This window comes from Pseudomonas sp. NPDC089734, assembly GCF_044748865.1.
GTDB lineage: Bacteria > Pseudomonadota > Gammaproteobacteria > Pseudomonadales > Pseudomonadaceae > Aquipseudomonas.
The window spans coordinates 99,433-114,982 of sequence record NZ_JBIVGV010000004.1 but is presented as its reverse complement, the minus strand read 5'-3'; the positions used below and the strand labels follow the sequence as shown (position 1 = coordinate 114,982).

Sequence of the window (15,550 nt, the reverse complement as noted above, 5' to 3'; positions counted from 1 at the left end):
CCCGCCTCAGTCACGAGGCATGTATTTACCCAGCTCGTATTTGCCGATCGCCGCCCGATGCACTTCATCGGGCCCGTCGGCCAGACGCAACGTGCGCTGCATCGCATACATGTAGGCCAGGGGAAAGTCGTTGGAAACCCCTGCTCCGCCGTGTATCTGGATCGCCCGGTCAATGACCTTCAACGCCACATTCGGCGCAACCACCTTGATTTGCGCAATCTCGCTCCTGGCCACCTTGTTGCCTGCGGTGTCCATCATGTAGGCCGCCTTCAGGGTCAACAGGCGGGCCATATCGATTTCCATGCGCGAGTCCGCGATTTTGTCGATATTGCCTCCCAGCCTTGCCAGCGGCTTGCCGAATGCCACGCGATCGACGGCCCGCCGACACATCAGTTCCAGGGCACGCTCTGCCATGCCGATAGAACGCATGCAGTGGTGGATACGGCCCGGTCCCAGACGCCCCTGGGCTATTTCAAACCCCCGGCCCTCGCCCAGCAGGACATTCTCGTAAGGCACCCGGACATTCTCGAAGTGGATTTCGGCATGACCGTGCGGCGCATCGTCGTAGCCGAAGACCGGCACAGGCCGAATGATGTTCACGCCGGGGGTGTCTGTCGGGACCAGAATCATCGAGTGCTGTTGATGACGAGGGCTGTCGGGGTTGGTCAGGCCCATGAAGATCAGGATCCTGCAACGCGGGTCACAGGCACCGGACGTCCACCACTTACGCCCATTGATCACCCATTCATCACCCACGCGCTCGGCGCGGGCCGCCATGTTGGTGGCATCCGAAGAGGCCACGTCAGGCTCGGTCATGGCGAATGCCGAACGGATCTCGCCTCGCAGCAGCGGCTCCAGCCATTGCCGTTTCTGCTGCTCGGTGCCATAACGCACCAGCACTTCCATATTCCCCGTGTCTGGCGCCGAGCAATTGAAAGGCTCAGGGCCCAGCAGTGAGCGCCCCATGATTTCGGCCAGCGGCGCATATTCCAGATTGGTCAGGCCCGCGCCCTGCTGCGAATCGGGCAGGAACAGATTCCACAGGCCCTGCTCCCGGGCTTTTGCCTTGAGCTCCTCCATGATCACCGTCGGCTGCCAGCGATCACCCTCCGCCACCTGGCGCTCGAACACCGGCTCTGCCGGATAGACATGGGCATCCATGAATGCGGTGACGCGCTCGCGCAATGCCTGCACTTTCGGGGAATAGGCGAAATCCATGGGTCGTTACCTTCTCGATGAAATGGCATGTGCGCCAGCCTAGAGAATCCGTTGGCATTTACCTAATCTATTCTCACCGTATATAAACATTCATAACCCATATATGATCGAGCCACGCTGCGGCATAAGCAGTGACCCTACAAGAACGACAAGAGGCGCCTCCAATGAACCTGAGCAAGGTTGATCTCAATCTTTTCATTGTCTTCGACGCCATCTATACCGAAGCCAATCTGACACGTGCCGGGCAGATCGTGGGCATTACCCAGCCAGCGGTTTCCAACGCCCTGGCGCGATTGCGCGAAACCTTCAACGACCCACTTTTCGTGCGCACGGCCCAGGGCATGGTGCCGACGCCCATGACCCAGAACATCATCGGTCCGGTGCGCAACGCCTTGTCGCTGCTGCGGGTATCGGTACAGGAAAGCCGCATCTTCACCCCGGCGCAGGCCAGCAAGAACTACCGCATCAGCATGACCGACCTCACCGAGGCCGTGATATTGCCCCGGCTGTTCCAGCGCCTGCGACGCCTGGCACCCGCCGTGACCATCGAGAGTTTTTTGTCCCGGCGACGCGAAACCACCAAGGATCTGGCGGCCGGGCGTCTGGATTTTGCCGTCGACGCCCCTCTCAATACCGACCCGCAGGTTCGCCACGTCAAGCTGATGGAAGACCGCTACGTGTGCGCAATGCGCAAGGAACACCCTCTGGCCAGCCAGGCGACCGTCAGCCAGGACGATTATCTGGCACAGGCCCACATTCACATCTCCAGCCGTCGCAGCGGCCTGGGTCATGTGGACCTGGCACTGGGCAAAATGGGCATCCAGCGCAGGATTGCCTTGCGCTCACAGCACTATTTGATGGCCACACAGGTGTTGCAACAGACCGACATGGTCATGACCGTGCCGGAGCGCTTCGCACGAGGCAACGACCTGCATTACGTCTACCTGCCCGTCAACGATGTGCCTTCGGTCGAAACCCATCTCTACTGGCACGAAAGCACCGATCAGGACCCCGCCAATCGCTGGATGCGCGAACAGATCATCGAGTTGTCTCAGCGTATTGCTGCGCAGGAAAACAACTCGAAACAAGATTAGCTATGAGATTTAAATAACTGATAAAAAAGGTTTTTATATAAGAACTTAAAGTATTTTCTAGATTGTCATTTCTGTCCGGTATGGCTTCTGGTTTGACGTATACGTCAAGCCAGACCTAGGCTCTTTACGAACGGGTTACCGACGAGCCAAGCCATGACCACCCCGACCTACAGCATTTCCGACCTTGCCCGCGAACTGGACATCACCACCCGCGCCATTCGCTTTTACGAGGAGCAAGGCATGCTGAGCCCGGAAAGACGGGGCCTTGAGCGCATCTACTCGGCTCGCGACAAAGTCACCCTCAAGCTGATCCTGCGGGGCAAACGCATTGGTTTCTCCCTGGCAGAATGCCGGGAGCTGATTGAGCTGTATGACCCTCGCGGCGGCAATCAAAAGCAGTTGCACACCATGCTGGGCAAGATTGAAGAACGTCGCGACCAGCTTGAACAGCAGCTTCTGGATATCCGGCAAATGCAGCTGGAACTGGACACGGCCGAAGAACGTTGCCGAAAAGAACTAGATAAAACCCTTATAAATCAATCTATTGAATAAAAAACCTCGATATAACCTGAGGTAAGATCATCATGTCACTGCCTCGATACGTTCGCCTGGTAGAAGTCAGTCCCCGTGACGGCCTGCAAAACGAAGCACGCCCCGTCAGCACCCTGGACAAGGTGCGGCTGATCGAGGACCTGTCGGCGGCAGGATTGAAGCATATCGAGGCCGGCAGTTTCGTTTCCGCCAAATGGGTGCCGCAGATGGCCGGCTCCGCCGAAGTCTTCGCCCTCCTCAGTCGCCAGACAGACGTGATTCATTCAGCCCTGACCCCCAACCTGAAAGGCTTCGAGGACGCCCTTGCTGCGGGCGTCAGGGAAGTCGCCGTGTTCGCTTCTGCCTCGGAAGGCTTTTCCCGGCGCAATATCAATTGCTCCATCAGTGAAAGCCTGGAGCGCTTCCTGCCGGTGATGGTGTCGGCACAGCGGCATGGCATCCGTGTCAGAGGCTACGTTTCCTGCGTTCTGGGCTGCCCTTACGAAGGAAAGGTCACACCGCAGCAGGTTTCGTCGGTCGCCAATGAGTTGATCGACATGGGCTGTTACGAGGTATCGCTGGGCGATACCCTCGGGACCGGCACACCGGAAGCCACCCGAAAACTGATCGATGCCGTGACCGGTCGTATACCCCGCAGCAAGCTTGCCGGACATTTCCACGACACTTACGGCCAGGCCCTGGCCAATATCTATGCCAGCCTGCTGGAAGGGATCGAGGTGTTCGACAGCTCGGTCGCCGGACTGGGAGGCTGTCCCTACGCTCAGGGAGCCAGCGGAAATGTCGCAACGGAGGATGTGCTTTATATGCTGACGGGACTGGGGATCGAGACCGGCGTTGATATGGCACGCCTGATTGCCGCTGGCCAGCGGATCTGCAAGGTGCTGGAACGTCGCAACGGGTCGAAAGTCGCGCAAGCCTGGCAACCCGTCTGAGAAGGCTCGTTTGTCGGCGAAGCCGTGCGACAAGTTGTCACAGAGTGTTACCCTTCCCACCATTGGCCGGGCAAAACGGGTAACACGGAAACATTTACAGGTTGACGGATCTGACACCTCAACCACCGAACAGCCCTGAAACCCTTGTGTTTAAAGGCTTTATCAAAAGTTGGCATGGCTTCTGCTATGTCTCAGATATAACAAAAACAAAAATCGCAGCAACCCAATAAAAACAATACGTATCGGCTCTGACATAACAAGAACAACACGGACAGAGGCGCAGCTAACAGATTTTTTTGAAGTGGATCGCTTTCCGAAGCCCCTTGAAGAAGGGAATTCGCAACCTGACAAAAAAGAATAAAACTACCTTCAGGTAGCACGAGTCCGGTTGGATCGACACGATGAAAGCCACATCAGCGCTCAAAAAAATACGTTTGCTCTTGATCCCGGATGGGGATCGCTCAAAAAAGATGTGAAGGGTCTGGTCGCCAAAAACAATAAAAGGCCGCCCGAAAAACAAAAAAGAGCATATACGAAGAAACCTTGAAGGGGAGCCCAGGCTCCCCTTCGTGCTTTCCGGCATTCGCCCAGCCTCCCTCCTCGCCCGCCTGCCACATTGACACTTTGCCAATTGCAGTCTTACGTTAACGTAAAGGTCATAGCCCATCCGCCCAACAATAAAACAGGAGCGCTAACCATGATCTATCCCGGCCTCAATTTCGCCCTGGGTGAAACCATCGACATGTTGCGCGATCAGGTTCGATCCTTCGTGGCATCCGAACTGGCTCCCCGCGCCGCCCGGATCGACAGCGACAACCTGTTCCCGGCAGACATGTGGCGCAAGTTCGGTGACATGGGGCTGCTGGGCATCACCGCCGATGAAGAATATGGCGGCGCAGGCCTGGGCTATCTGGCCCACGTCGTTGCCATGGAGGAAATCAGCCGCGGCTCGGCTTCGGTCGCGCTGTCCTATGGCGCGCACTCGAACCTCTGCGTCAATCAGATCAACCGCAACGGCACCCCGGCGCAAAAGGCTCGCTACCTGCCCGGCCTGATCAGCGGCGAACAGGTCGGTGCCCTGGCCATGAGCGAGCCCAATGCCGGTTCCGACGTGGTATCCATGAAACTGCGGGCCGACAGGCATGGCGACCGTTTCGTACTCAACGGCAGCAAGACCTGGATCACCAACGGCCCGGATGCCAATACCTATGTGATCTACGCCAAGACCGAGCCGGAAAAGGCCGCTCATGGCATCAGCGCCTTCATCGTCGAGCGTGACTGGAAAGGCTTCAGCCGCAGCCCCAAGTTCGACAAGCTCGGCATGCGCGGCTCCAATACCTGCGAGCTGTTTTTCGATGATGTCGAAGTCCCGGAAGAAAACCTGCTCGGCCCCCTCAATGGCGGCGTGAAAGTGTTGATGAGCGGCCTGGACTACGAGCGTGTCGTGCTGGCCGGCGGCCCGACCGGAATCATGCAGGCCTGCCTGGATGTGGTACTGCCCTACATTCATGAGCGCAAACAGTTCGGCCAGAGCATCGGCGAATTCCAGATGATTCAGGGCAAGGTCGCGGACATGTACACCCGGCTCAATGCCAGCCGCGCCTACCTGTATGCCGTCGCCCAGGCCTGTGACCGGGGCGAAACCACTCGCAAGGACGCCGCCGGCGTCATTCTCTACAGCGCAGAACAGGCCACTCAGATGGCACTGGACGCCATTCAGATACTGGGCGGCAATGGCTACATCAATGACTTTCCGGCCGGCCGGCTTCTGCGCGACGCCAAGCTGTACGAGATCGGCGCAGGCACCAGTGAAATCCGGCGCATGCTGATTGGCCGCGAGCTGTTCAACGAGACGCATTGATGGGCGGAGCATTTCATGACCATTCTGACCAGCCGGATCGATACACACGCCCCTGAATTCACCCGTAACCGCGAGGCCTTGCTGGAACAGGTCAATGCCTTGCGCCGCCTGCTGGCCTCGATCCACGAAGGCGGCGGCGCCAAGGCTCAGGAACGCCATGCGGCACGCGGCAAACTGTTACCCCGCGAGCGGATCAATCGCCTGCTGGACCCAGGTTCACCCTTTCTGGAAATAGGCCAGCTGGCCGCCCATGAAGTCTATGACGAACACGTTCCTGCCGCCGGTGTGATCGCAGGCATCGGTCGGGTCGAAGGTGTCGAGTGCATGGTGATTGCCAATGACGCAACGGTAAAAGGCGGTTCGTACTACCCGCTGACCGTCAAAAAGCATCTGCGCGCACAGGCCATTGCCCAACAGAATCGCCTGCCTTGCATCTACCTGGTGGATTCGGGCGGAGCCAACCTGCCCCGCCAGGATGAAGTGTTTCCTGACCGCGAACACTTCGGGCGGATCTTTTTCAACCAAGCCAACATGAGCGCCCAGGGCATTCCTCAGATCGCCGTGGTCATGGGCTCCTGCACCGCAGGCGGTGCCTATGTACCCGCCATGGCCGACGAGGCGATCATGGTGCGCAACCAGGCCACGATTTTCCTGGCCGGGCCGCCTCTGGTAAAAGCCGCGACCGGCGAGGTCGTCAGCGCCGAGGAACTGGGCGGTGCCGATGTGCATTGCAAGGTTTCCGGCGTCGCCGACCATTATGCCGAAAACGACGAACACGCCCTGGCGCTGGCCCGACGCAGCATTGCCAACCTCAACTGGCGCAAGCAAGGCCAATTGAGCGTCACGACACCCGTTGCGCCGCTGTATGCCTGCAACGAACTGTACGGCGTGATCCCGGCCGAAGCCAAACAGCCCTTTGATGTGCGTGAAGTCATTGCGCGACTGGTGGACGGCTCCGTATTCGATGAGTTCAAGACCCTGTTCGGCACCACACTGGTCTGCGGTTTTGCTCGCCTGCACGGCTACCCCGTCGCAATCCTGGCCAATAACGGCATTCTCTTCGCGGAAGCCGCCCAGAAAGGCGCGCATTTCATCGAGCTGGCCTGCCAGCGCGGCATCCCCTTGCTGTTCCTGCAGAACATCACCGGCTTCATGGTCGGGCAGAAATACGAAAGCGGAGGCATCGCCAAACACGGGGCCAAGCTGGTAACAGCCGTGGCCTGTGCCCGGGTGCCGAAGTTCACGGTCATCATCGGCGGCAGTTTCGGGGCCGGAAACTACGGCATGTGCGGTCGCGCCTATGATCCACGGTTCCTGTGGATGTGGCCCAACGCCCGAATCGGCGTGATGGGGGGCGAACAGGCTGCCGGCGTTCTGGTCCAGGTCAAACGCGAACAGGCCGAACGCAATGGCCAGCCTTTCAGCGAACAGCAGCAGGCCGGGCTGAAACAACCGATTCTCGATCAGTACGAACATCAGGGCCACCCCTACTACTCCAGCGCCCGCCTCTGGGACGACGGCGTGATCGATCCGGCCCAGACACGCGACATTCTGGCGCTGGCACTGTCCGCCTCTCTCAACGCGCCCATCGAGCCAACCACTTTCGGCCTGTTTCGCATGTAGCCAGGGGAACTGACCATGACGCCTTTCACCACGGTAACGCTGATCGATGACCCCCGCGGCTTCGCCACGCTCTGGCTCAATCGCCCGGAAAAGAACAACGCCTTCAACGCCCACATGATCCGTGAGCTGATACTGGCGCTGGACCAGGTACAGGCCAATGCCAGCCTGCGTTTCCTGTTGATTCGCGGGCACGGCAGGCACTTCAGCGCCGGAGCCGACCTGAACTGGATGCAGCAGGCGGCCGACATGGACTACAACACCAACCTGGACGATGCTCGGGAACTGGCAGAACTGATGTACAACCTGGCCCGACTGAAAACGCCGACGCTGGCCGTGGTTCAGGGGGCCGCCTTCGGGGGCGCACTGGGACTGATCAGTTGCTGCGACATGGCAATCGGAGCGGAAGATGCGCAGTTCTGCCTGTCCGAGGTGCGCATCGGCCTGGCTCCAGTAGTCATCAGCCCGTTTGTGGTCCAGGCCATCGGTGAGCGCGCCACCCGGCGTTATGCCCTGACCGCCGAACGCTTCGACGGTGTGTGCGCCCAAAAGATCGGGCTGCTCGCAGAGTGTTACCCGCACGCCGAGCTGGAAAGCGCGACCCGGCACTGGATCGACACCCTGTTACTCAACAGCCCGCAAGCCATGCGCACCACCAAGAGCCTGTTGCGCGAGGTCGGCAATGGCGAGCTCAGCCCTTCCCTGCGCCGCCAGTGCGAAAGCGTGATTGCACGGATCCGCAGCAGTGCCGAAGGCCAGGAGGGTTTGCGGGCCTTTCTGGAAAAACGCAAGCCACTCTGGCAGGAACAACCGGACAGCAAGGACTCACAATCATGAGCACTGTGAATACTCCCGCCCTGACGACATTGCTGATTGCCAACCGGGGCGAGATTGCCTGCCGCATCATGCGCACCGCCAGACAGCTGGGGCTGACGACCGTGGCCGTGCATAGCGCCATTGACCGGGAAGCACGCCACAGCCGGGAAGCGGACATCCGGGTAGACCTTGGCGGCAGCAAGGCCGCAGAAAACTATCTGCAGACCGACAAGCTGATCGACGCCGCCAGAGCCAGCGGCGCCCAGGCCATCCACCCCGGTTACGGGTTCCTGTCTGAAAATGCCGCCTTCGCCCGCGCTGTCGAGAACGCCGGCCTGATATTCATCGGACCACCCGCAACGGCCATCGACGCCATGGGCAGCAAGTCGGCCGCCAAGGCCCTGATGGAGCAGGCCGGCGTCCCTCTGGTCCCCGGCTACCATGGCGAAGCTCAGGATCTGGAGACCTTCCGTGCCGCTGCCGAGCGTATCGGCTACCCCGTTCTGCTCAAGGCCTCGGCCGGGGGCGGCGGCAAGGGGATGAAGATTGTCGAAGAGGTCGGCGAACTGGCCCAGGCACTGGCTTCGGCACAACGGGAAGCACAATCGTCATTTGGCGATTCGCGCATTCTGCTGGAAAAGTACCTGCTCAAACCGCGTCACATCGAGATCCAGGTGTTCGCCGACCGACATGGCCATTGTCTTTACCTCAACGAACGGGACTGCTCGATACAGCGTCGCCATCAGAAAGTCGTCGAAGAAGCCCCGGCTCCCGGCCTGAACGCCGAATTGCGAAAAACCATGGGGGAAGCCGCCGTGCGCGCGGCACAAGCCATTGGCTATGTCGGTGCAGGCACTGTCGAATTCCTGCTGGACGCCCGCGGCGAATTTTTCTTCATGGAAATGAATACCCGCCTGCAGGTCGAACACCCGGTGACCGAATTCATCACGGGGCTCGATCTGGTGCAATGGCAGATCCGTGTCGCCCGTGGTGAAGCCCTGCCTCTGAGCCAGGAGCAAGTCCCCCTGAACGGGCATGCCATTGAAGTGCGCCTCTATGCCGAGGACCCGGAACACGACTTTCTACCCGCCACCGGCACGCTCGACCTTTACCGCGAGCCTGGCCTGGGGCCCGGTCAGCGGATCGACAGCGGCGTGGCCGAAGGCGACAGCATTTCGCCGTTCTACGACCCCATGCTGGGCAAAATCATTGCCTGGGGAGAAAACCGCGAGGAAGCCCGCCTGCGCCTGTCGAGCCTGCTGGACGCCTTCATCGTGGGCGGCGTGAAAACCAATCTGGCCTTCCTGCAACGCATCATCGGGCACCCGGCCTTTGCCGCCGCCGAGCTGGATACCGGCTTCATTCCCCGTCATCAGGAACATTTGCTGCCACCTTCGAGCGAACTTCCGGATACGTTCTGGCAGGCAGCCGCCGAGGCCTTCATCCAGAGTGAGCCGGCGCGGATCCGGGCAGACGACTCCAGCTCTCCCTGGGCCGTGAACACCGGCATGCGCCTCGGGCTTCCCGCCGAAACCGACCTGCACCTGAGCTGCAAGGGCCAGACAAGAATCGTCCGGCTGCGCAACACAGACGATTCAGCCATGCATTGGCAGGCCAACCGACTGATCGTTGACGGCGGCGGTATCCGTCATCAGCACGTGGCAATCCGCCTGGGCGATACGCTTTACCTGAAATGGCAGGGAGAAATGCACAACCTGACGTCTGTAGACCCCATTGCCGAAGTCAGCTCAGGCCACAGCGTGCAAGGCGGGCTGGCAGCGCCGATGAACGGCAGCATCGTTCGGGTATTGGTCGAGGCAGGTCAGGAAGTCGAAGCCGGTACGCAACTGGTCGTGCTGGAAGCCATGAAAATGGAGCACAGCATCCGGGCAGCACAGTCCGGGACGGTGAAGGCGCTGTATTGCCGGGAAGGAGAAATGGTCAGCGAGGGCAAAGTGCTGATCGAAATTGAAGCGAGCTGAGCGCTGGCGGCATTATTTATTTCGATCACAGCAATAAAACATTTGACTTGCAAATGATAATGATTACTATTGCATCAGCTGGTCGCGAGACTGCCGGATAACCCAGGAGTCTTAGGTCGACTCCCGGATTATCTCCTCATCAGGCTAATCACGGTTTTTGACCCGGCTTTTTGCCGGGTCTTTTTTTGGTTTTTGCTGCTTCAGGCTAATGAAGTCTTTGTGTATCTGAATGACGCGGATCATAGCAAAATAATATTGATCCGGTTCATATATTTTCGCTCCCGCCCTCATTAAAAATAGTAATTGCTGCCACTTTTCACTTGAGAATGATTCTCGTATTCACTAAGCTGACCTTCAGTCACGGATGACACCCCTCACCCGACAAGGAAGACCTCCATGGAAGATCAGCGAGCGATACATCATGAGTAGCCAGCTCTCGTCTCTGTTGCATTTACCCACCCGACAGCCCGATACCCCCGTCGCTCCGCATGTCACTGCATTGAGTCGCAGCCTGGGCAGGCTTTCCCGGCGCACCCGGCAGATATTCCTGCTCAGCCGTCTCGATGGCATGCCTTACGCCGATATCGCCAGCTTTCTCGAGGTCGATACCGACAAGGTCGAGCGAGCCATGCTGCGCGCGCTTCAACAGGCCCACAAGCACGAGGACGCACAAGGTGCAGATCCCGTGCAGGAACAGGCCAATCGCTGGTATGTGCATCTGCAAAGCCCGGCCACCACACCGAGCCAGCGCATCGAATTCCGTCACTGGCTGGATGCCGACACCGCTCACCTTTCGGCTTTCCAGACCAGCGAACGCCTCTGGAGACGGTTACAGGCGCCGGCTGCCCTGCTCGGCAGCGCGGGCTGGCATCGCCGCAAGCGTCGCGCCTATCTGAACTGGTGCCTGCTGACGGCATTCGTATGCAGCCTGGTCATGACGGCCGAAGCCTTTTCCTGAATAACCGATAGGCTCCGCAACATTCAGGCCGTCATATACGCTGTCAATCGGTGTAGAGTATTCGCTGCATGTGGCCTTTACGCACACAGGAATACTCCGTGACCCTCAGCATCAGCGCCGATTTCGACAGCGGTAATATTCAGGTACTCGATGCCAGCGATCCGACCCGGATAAAGCTGGCCATCGCCCCCGACACACAAAGCGCCCATTTCCAGTGGTTCCATTTCAAGGTCGAAGGCCTGACCATTGGCCAGCCCCATGGCTTCAGCCTGACCAACGCCAGCGAATCCACCTTCAATCGTGCCTGGAGCGGCTATAACGCCGTCGCCTCCTACGATCATGAAAACTGGTTTCGGGTGCCATCCCGCTTCGACGGAAAAGCACTCGACTTCAGCCTGTCCCCCAGCGAACCGCAGATATGGTTCGCCTACTTCGAGCCCTACAGTCGCGCACGCCATGACCGACTGATCGAGCAGGCACTGGAAAAGGCCGGAGCCGAGTTGCTGGTCACCGGCAAGAGCGTTGAAGGCCGGGACATCCAGCTCTTGCGCAAGGGAGATGGGGCAGCGGGCAAACGCCGGATCTGGCTGATTGCCCAGCAGCATCCCGGCGAGCACATGGCCGAATGGTTCATGGAAGGACTGATCGAACGCCTGCAAGAGCAGGACGATCCGGTCATGGCGCAGTTGCTTTCGGTCGCCGACCTCTATCTGGTGCCGAACATGAACCCGGACGGCGCCTTTCATGGCCACCTGCGCACCAACGCCCAGGGCAACGACCTGAACCGTGCCTGGCAGGACAGTACGGCAGAAAAAAGCCCGGAGGTCTTTTTCGTCAGGCAGCAGATGGAAAAGTACGGCGTGGACCTGTTCATCGACGTTCATGGCGACGAAGAGATTCCCTACGTCTTTACCGCTGCCTGCGAAGGCAACCCCGGATACACCGATCAACAGAGACAACTGGAAGCGCAATTCCGTCGTCGCCTCTGTGAAATCACCGTCGAGTTCCAGGACACGCATGGCTATCCCCGCAGCGCGCCCGGCCAGGCCAACATGAACCTGGCCTGCAACAGTGTCGGCGAACGCTTCAAATGCCTGTCGCTGACCCTGGAGATGCCGTTCAAGGACAACGACAACGCCCCTGACGCTCACACTGGCTGGTCAGGCAAGCGCTCGGCCGGTCTTGCCCGGGATGTACTGACCGTCATGGCGGAAATGGCTCCGGTATTGCGCTGACGTCCCCCACATGTGCCCGCCAACGCGGGCACATGCATTCAAGATTGCACGCCCATTATCCGTTGGGCACTGGAGCGACGAATCAGCAGGCTTGCCAGCGCCGTCAGCCCCAGGACAATCACCACAGAACCGTAAACATTGCTTGTGACCACCAGGCCAAAAGTGCGGGCAGAAAAACCGGCGATAAGCGCCGGAATGCAGAACGCCAGATAACTGAGCACCAGAAACGCCGACATCAGCCCTCCCCGTTCATGGGCATGAGCCAGCGGCATCAACATGCGCAAGGCTCCCAGGAAACCCGAGCCGAAACCGATACCCGCCACCACCGCCCCAATGAAAAACAGCCACAGCCAGCCGGCATTGATCGCCAGAAGAATCACGGCGACACCCAGAGGCAGGCAGCTTGCTCCCACCCATAACCCCGACTCCGGTTCACGCTGGCGCAAGTTCAGGATGGCCAGCGCCCCACTGATCGTCAGCGCAGCGACGGCCAGTCCGCCATTGAGTGGCGAGGTCGAGCCTGTGGCCACCGCCAGCAATGAAGGGCTTAACGACAGAAAGAAACCGCCCAGCGCCCATGCAGCAATATCTACCGGCAGCACCAGCCACAACATGCGCCGGGCCTGAACCGGAACATGCAGGGAAGGCCACAGGGATTTCCAGACGCCCGGTTGCCGATTGACGGTTTCGGGAATCAGCCAGACATACAGGGCCTGACCGATAAAGGCTGACAGCAGAACGCAGTACGTCAGCAACAGAGGCATGGGCGCAAAACGGACCAGCACTGCCGTCCCCAGCGCCCCCGCCGCCATGCCGAACATGGGGGAAAGGCTATTGATCAGCGGCCCTTGCACCTGATCGCTGTCCAGCAAGGCGGCCCCCAATGCACTGGCGGCAATGCCGGTCGCAAAACCTTGTAATACACGCGCCAGTAGCAGCCATTGCACATCATCCGCCAGGATGAAGAGCGTCATCGAGAGAATCTGCAACAGCAAGGCACTGAAAATCACAGGCCTGCGCCCCAGATAGTCCGACAGCGATCCCATGACCAGCAATGCCGCCAACAGGCTGAAGGCGTAGACCGCAAAGATCAGCGCCAGCATGCCCGAGGAAAATCCCCAGGCCTCCTGATACAAGTGATACAAGGGAGTCGGCGCACTGGAAGCCGCGAAGAAACACAGGGTTGTCAACGCCAGAAACCCGAGGGGTCTACGCCCCCTGGCAGGGTTATCCGGGTTCTTTAAAGGAAGGGACATGGGTACACTCTCCAATCACGCACAGCATTAAAGCGAAAATTTAGCTTTTGCAGAGTGTGCTACCGCATAAGGCTTAAAGCAAATACTTTGTGTTAAGGTCCGCCGCATGGCTATCAAAGAAGCAATTCGCACCGGAGGCCGCAGTGCCCGCGTGCAGGAATCCATTCATCGCGCCGTGCGCGATCTGCTGCTCGAGCACGAACGCTCGGCCCTGAGCGTGCCGATGATCGCGGCCCGTGCCGGCGTGACGCCTTCGACCATCTACCGTCGCTGGGGCGACCTGACCAGTCTGCTGGCCGACGCCGCCGTAGAACGCCTGCGTCCGGAAGAACCCATCGATCGCGGCAGCCTGCGTGAAGACCTGCTGACCTGGAGCGAAATGTATCTGGACGAAATGTCTTCCGCCCCCGGCCGGGAAATGATGCGCGACGTCGTCGCCAGTGCAACCGGCAGCACCGGTAAATGTGCGGCACTTGTCCGCGATCAGCTGCAGACCATCATCAATCGGGCCATGGATCGCGGAGAACCCTGCCCCGACGCCGACGACCTGATCGACCATATTGTCGCCCCCATGATTTACCGGATTCTCTATTCCGAGGCTCCACCCAGCCTTGCACGGGTTCATCACTGGGTGGAGCGCTCCCTGACCTGAGCGACCGCCACAGGCTGAATCCCTTTTTCACGACTGACCGGACCCATTCATGCACACCCTTGAAGACCTGCGCAGCGGCAAGCTTTCAGGTATCACCCGCCTGGACCTTTCCTGCGGACTTACCGAATTCCCCCGGGAAATCTTCGACCTTGCCGATTCCCTGCAAGTGCTCAACCTCAGCAACAATGCCCTTGACCACCTGCCCGATGACCTGTGGCGACTGAAACGGCTGCAAGCGCTGTTCGTGTCCGATAACCGATTCACCGAACTGCCGGAATGCCTGGGCCAGTGCCAGCAATTGCAGATCGTCGGCTTCAAGGCCAACCGGATCGCCCATGTGCCCGCCCAGGCCTTGCCGCCGCGCTTGCGCTGGCTGATTCTGACCGACAACTGCGTGCCATCCCTGCCCGACGAGCTGGGCCGCCGCCCCGACTTGCAGAAACTGATGCTCGCCGGAAACCGACTGAGCAGTCTGCCCGCCAGCCTTGCCAACTGCCATCGGCTGGAACTGATCCGCATTGCCGCCAACCGGCTTGAGGAACTGCCCGACTGGCTGCTGAAGCTGCCTGCCCTCGCCTGGCTGGCCTATGCCGGCAATCCGCTTTGCCCTGAACGCCAGGAACCCGCCATCCGACAAATCCCGTGGGGGCATTTGAGTGTCCGGCAGCGTCTGGGCGAAGGGGCTTCCGGGGTTATCCAGCAAGGCGTGTGGCAGACCGAAGGCGATGAGCGAAATGTGGCCATCAAGCTCTACAAGGGCGACGTCACAAGTGACGGCTCACCCCTCAATGAAATGGCGGCCTGCATCGCCGCAGGCAATCACCCGCACCTGATCGAAGTGCTGGGGCAGATCACGGGGCATCCGCAAGAGCAACGAGGGCTGGTCATGCAACTGATTGCGCCCGATTTCGGCAACCTCGCCGGACCTCCGAGCCTGGAATCCTGTACCCGTGACGTCTATACGGCCCAGACACGGTTCACACTCCCGGTCCTGCTTCGTCTGGCGCGTTCGATTGCCTCGGTCACCGCGCACTTGCATGCCTGTGGCATTACCCACGGCGACCTCTACGCCCACAACATTCTGTTGCAGCACAACGGCAACAGCCTGCTGGGGGATTTTGGCGCAGCGTCCTTCCACCCGTCACCGGCTCAGGGCATGGCACTGGAGCGTATCGAGACAAGGGCTTTCGGGATTCTGCTGGGGGAGTTGATGGCGCGCTGCGAAGCAACAGCCGAAGACAAGCCGGTCATGGACCGACTCCAGACACTGCAAGAGCAATGCATGCAGGCCGACACAGGGAAACGACCGTCACTGCAGACGGTTCATGCACAGCTACAAGCATGGGATGCCTCGGCCTGAGGCATCCCGCAACA

Annotated in this window: 13 protein-coding genes and 1 pseudogene; 11 read left to right on the top strand and 3 right to left on the bottom strand. The window is 59.7% G+C overall.

All coding sequences use genetic code 11. The annotated features are described in order from the left end of the window. Nucleotides 1–6 precede the first annotated feature (6 nt). The gene (locus ACIPY9_RS07115) at nt 7–1,218 is read right to left on the bottom strand and encodes an acyl-CoA dehydrogenase (protein ID WP_400698615.1); all 1,212 of its coding nucleotides are present in this window, start codon (nt 1,216–1,218) and stop codon (nt 7–9) included. Between the two features lie 164 nt (nt 1,219–1,382). Between ACIPY9_RS07115 and ACIPY9_RS07110 the strand changes: the two genes are divergently transcribed. The 3 genes from ACIPY9_RS07110 (at nt 1,383) to ACIPY9_RS07100 (ending at nt 3,796) form a co-directional block, all read left to right on the top strand. Beyond that, complete coding sequence (locus ACIPY9_RS07110; protein WP_400698612.1) at nt 1,383–2,312, top strand: LysR family transcriptional regulator; 930 nt, start codon at nt 1,383–1,385, stop codon at nt 2,310–2,312. A gap of 153 nt (nt 2,313–2,465) precedes the next feature. Then, entirely contained in the window at nt 2,466–2,864 is a 399-nt protein-coding gene (locus ACIPY9_RS07105) for a MerR family DNA-binding transcriptional regulator (protein ID WP_400698609.1), read from the top strand. 32 nt (nt 2,865–2,896) lie between these two features. Further along, entirely contained in the window at nt 2,897–3,796 is a 900-nt protein-coding gene (locus ACIPY9_RS07100) for a hydroxymethylglutaryl-CoA lyase (protein ID WP_400698606.1), read from the top strand. A gap of 283 nt (nt 3,797–4,079) precedes the next feature. On the opposite strand, the pseudogene ACIPY9_RS07095 reads toward ACIPY9_RS07100, so the two are convergent. Further along, nucleotides 4,080–4,379 (bottom strand): annotated as a pseudogene (locus ACIPY9_RS07095) (hypothetical protein). 114 nt (nt 4,380–4,493) lie between these two features. On the opposite strand from ACIPY9_RS07095, the gene ACIPY9_RS07090 reads away from it, so the two are divergent. The 6 genes from ACIPY9_RS07090 to ACIPY9_RS07065 all read left to right on the top strand — a co-directional run bounded on the left by ACIPY9_RS07090 (nt 4,494) and on the right by ACIPY9_RS07065 (nt 12,268). Then, entirely contained in the window at nt 4,494–5,657 is a 1,164-nt protein-coding gene (locus ACIPY9_RS07090; RefSeq protein ID WP_400698603.1) for an isovaleryl-CoA dehydrogenase, read from the top strand. A 15-nt stretch (nt 5,658–5,672) separates the two neighbouring features. Then, complete coding sequence (locus tag ACIPY9_RS07085; protein ID WP_400698600.1) at nt 5,673–7,280, top strand: carboxyl transferase domain-containing protein; 1,608 nt, start codon at nt 5,673–5,675, stop codon at nt 7,278–7,280. A 9-nt stretch (nt 7,281–7,289) separates the two neighbouring features. Next, nucleotides 7,290–8,114 carry a gamma-carboxygeranoyl-CoA hydratase gene (locus ACIPY9_RS07080; protein ID WP_400699083.1) on the top strand — a complete coding sequence of 275 codons (825 nt, stop codon included), beginning with the start codon at nt 7,290–7,292 and terminating at the stop codon, nt 8,112–8,114. Next, the gene (locus tag ACIPY9_RS07075; protein WP_400698598.1) at nt 8,111–10,075 is read left to right on the top strand and encodes an acetyl/propionyl/methylcrotonyl-CoA carboxylase subunit alpha; all 1,965 of its coding nucleotides are present in this window, start codon (nt 8,111–8,113) and stop codon (nt 10,073–10,075) included. The genes ACIPY9_RS07080 and ACIPY9_RS07075 overlap by 4 nt, the downstream gene beginning before the upstream one ends. A gap of 421 nt (nt 10,076–10,496) precedes the next feature. Beyond that, nucleotides 10,497–11,033 (top strand): sigma factor-like helix-turn-helix DNA-binding protein, encoded by a 537-nt coding sequence (locus ACIPY9_RS07070; protein ID WP_400698595.1) that lies wholly within the window; start codon nt 10,497–10,499, stop codon nt 11,031–11,033. 98 nt (nt 11,034–11,131) lie between these two features. Next, nucleotides 11,132–12,268, top strand: a complete 1,137-nt coding sequence (locus ACIPY9_RS07065) for a M14-type cytosolic carboxypeptidase (RefSeq protein WP_400698592.1) — start codon at nt 11,132–11,134, stop codon at nt 12,266–12,268. A 38-nt stretch (nt 12,269–12,306) separates the two neighbouring features. On the opposite strand, the gene ACIPY9_RS07060 is transcribed toward ACIPY9_RS07065, so the two are convergent. Further along, entirely contained in the window at nt 12,307–13,524 is a 1,218-nt protein-coding gene (locus tag ACIPY9_RS07060; protein WP_400698590.1) for an MFS transporter, read from the bottom strand. Nucleotides 13,525–13,630: 106 nt separating this feature from the next. On the opposite strand from ACIPY9_RS07060, the gene ACIPY9_RS07055 reads away from it, so the two are divergent. Both ACIPY9_RS07055 and ACIPY9_RS07050 read left to right on the top strand, forming a co-directional pair. Then, the gene (locus ACIPY9_RS07055; protein WP_400698588.1) at nt 13,631–14,176 is read left to right on the top strand and encodes a TetR/AcrR family transcriptional regulator; all 546 of its coding nucleotides are present in this window, start codon (nt 13,631–13,633) and stop codon (nt 14,174–14,176) included. A 49-nt stretch (nt 14,177–14,225) separates the two neighbouring features. After that, on the top strand, nt 14,226–15,536 hold the full coding sequence (locus ACIPY9_RS07050) for a protein kinase (RefSeq protein WP_400698585.1): 1,311 nt from the start codon (nt 14,226–14,228) through the stop codon (nt 15,534–15,536). The last annotated feature ends 14 nt before the right edge of the window (nt 15,537–15,550 follow it).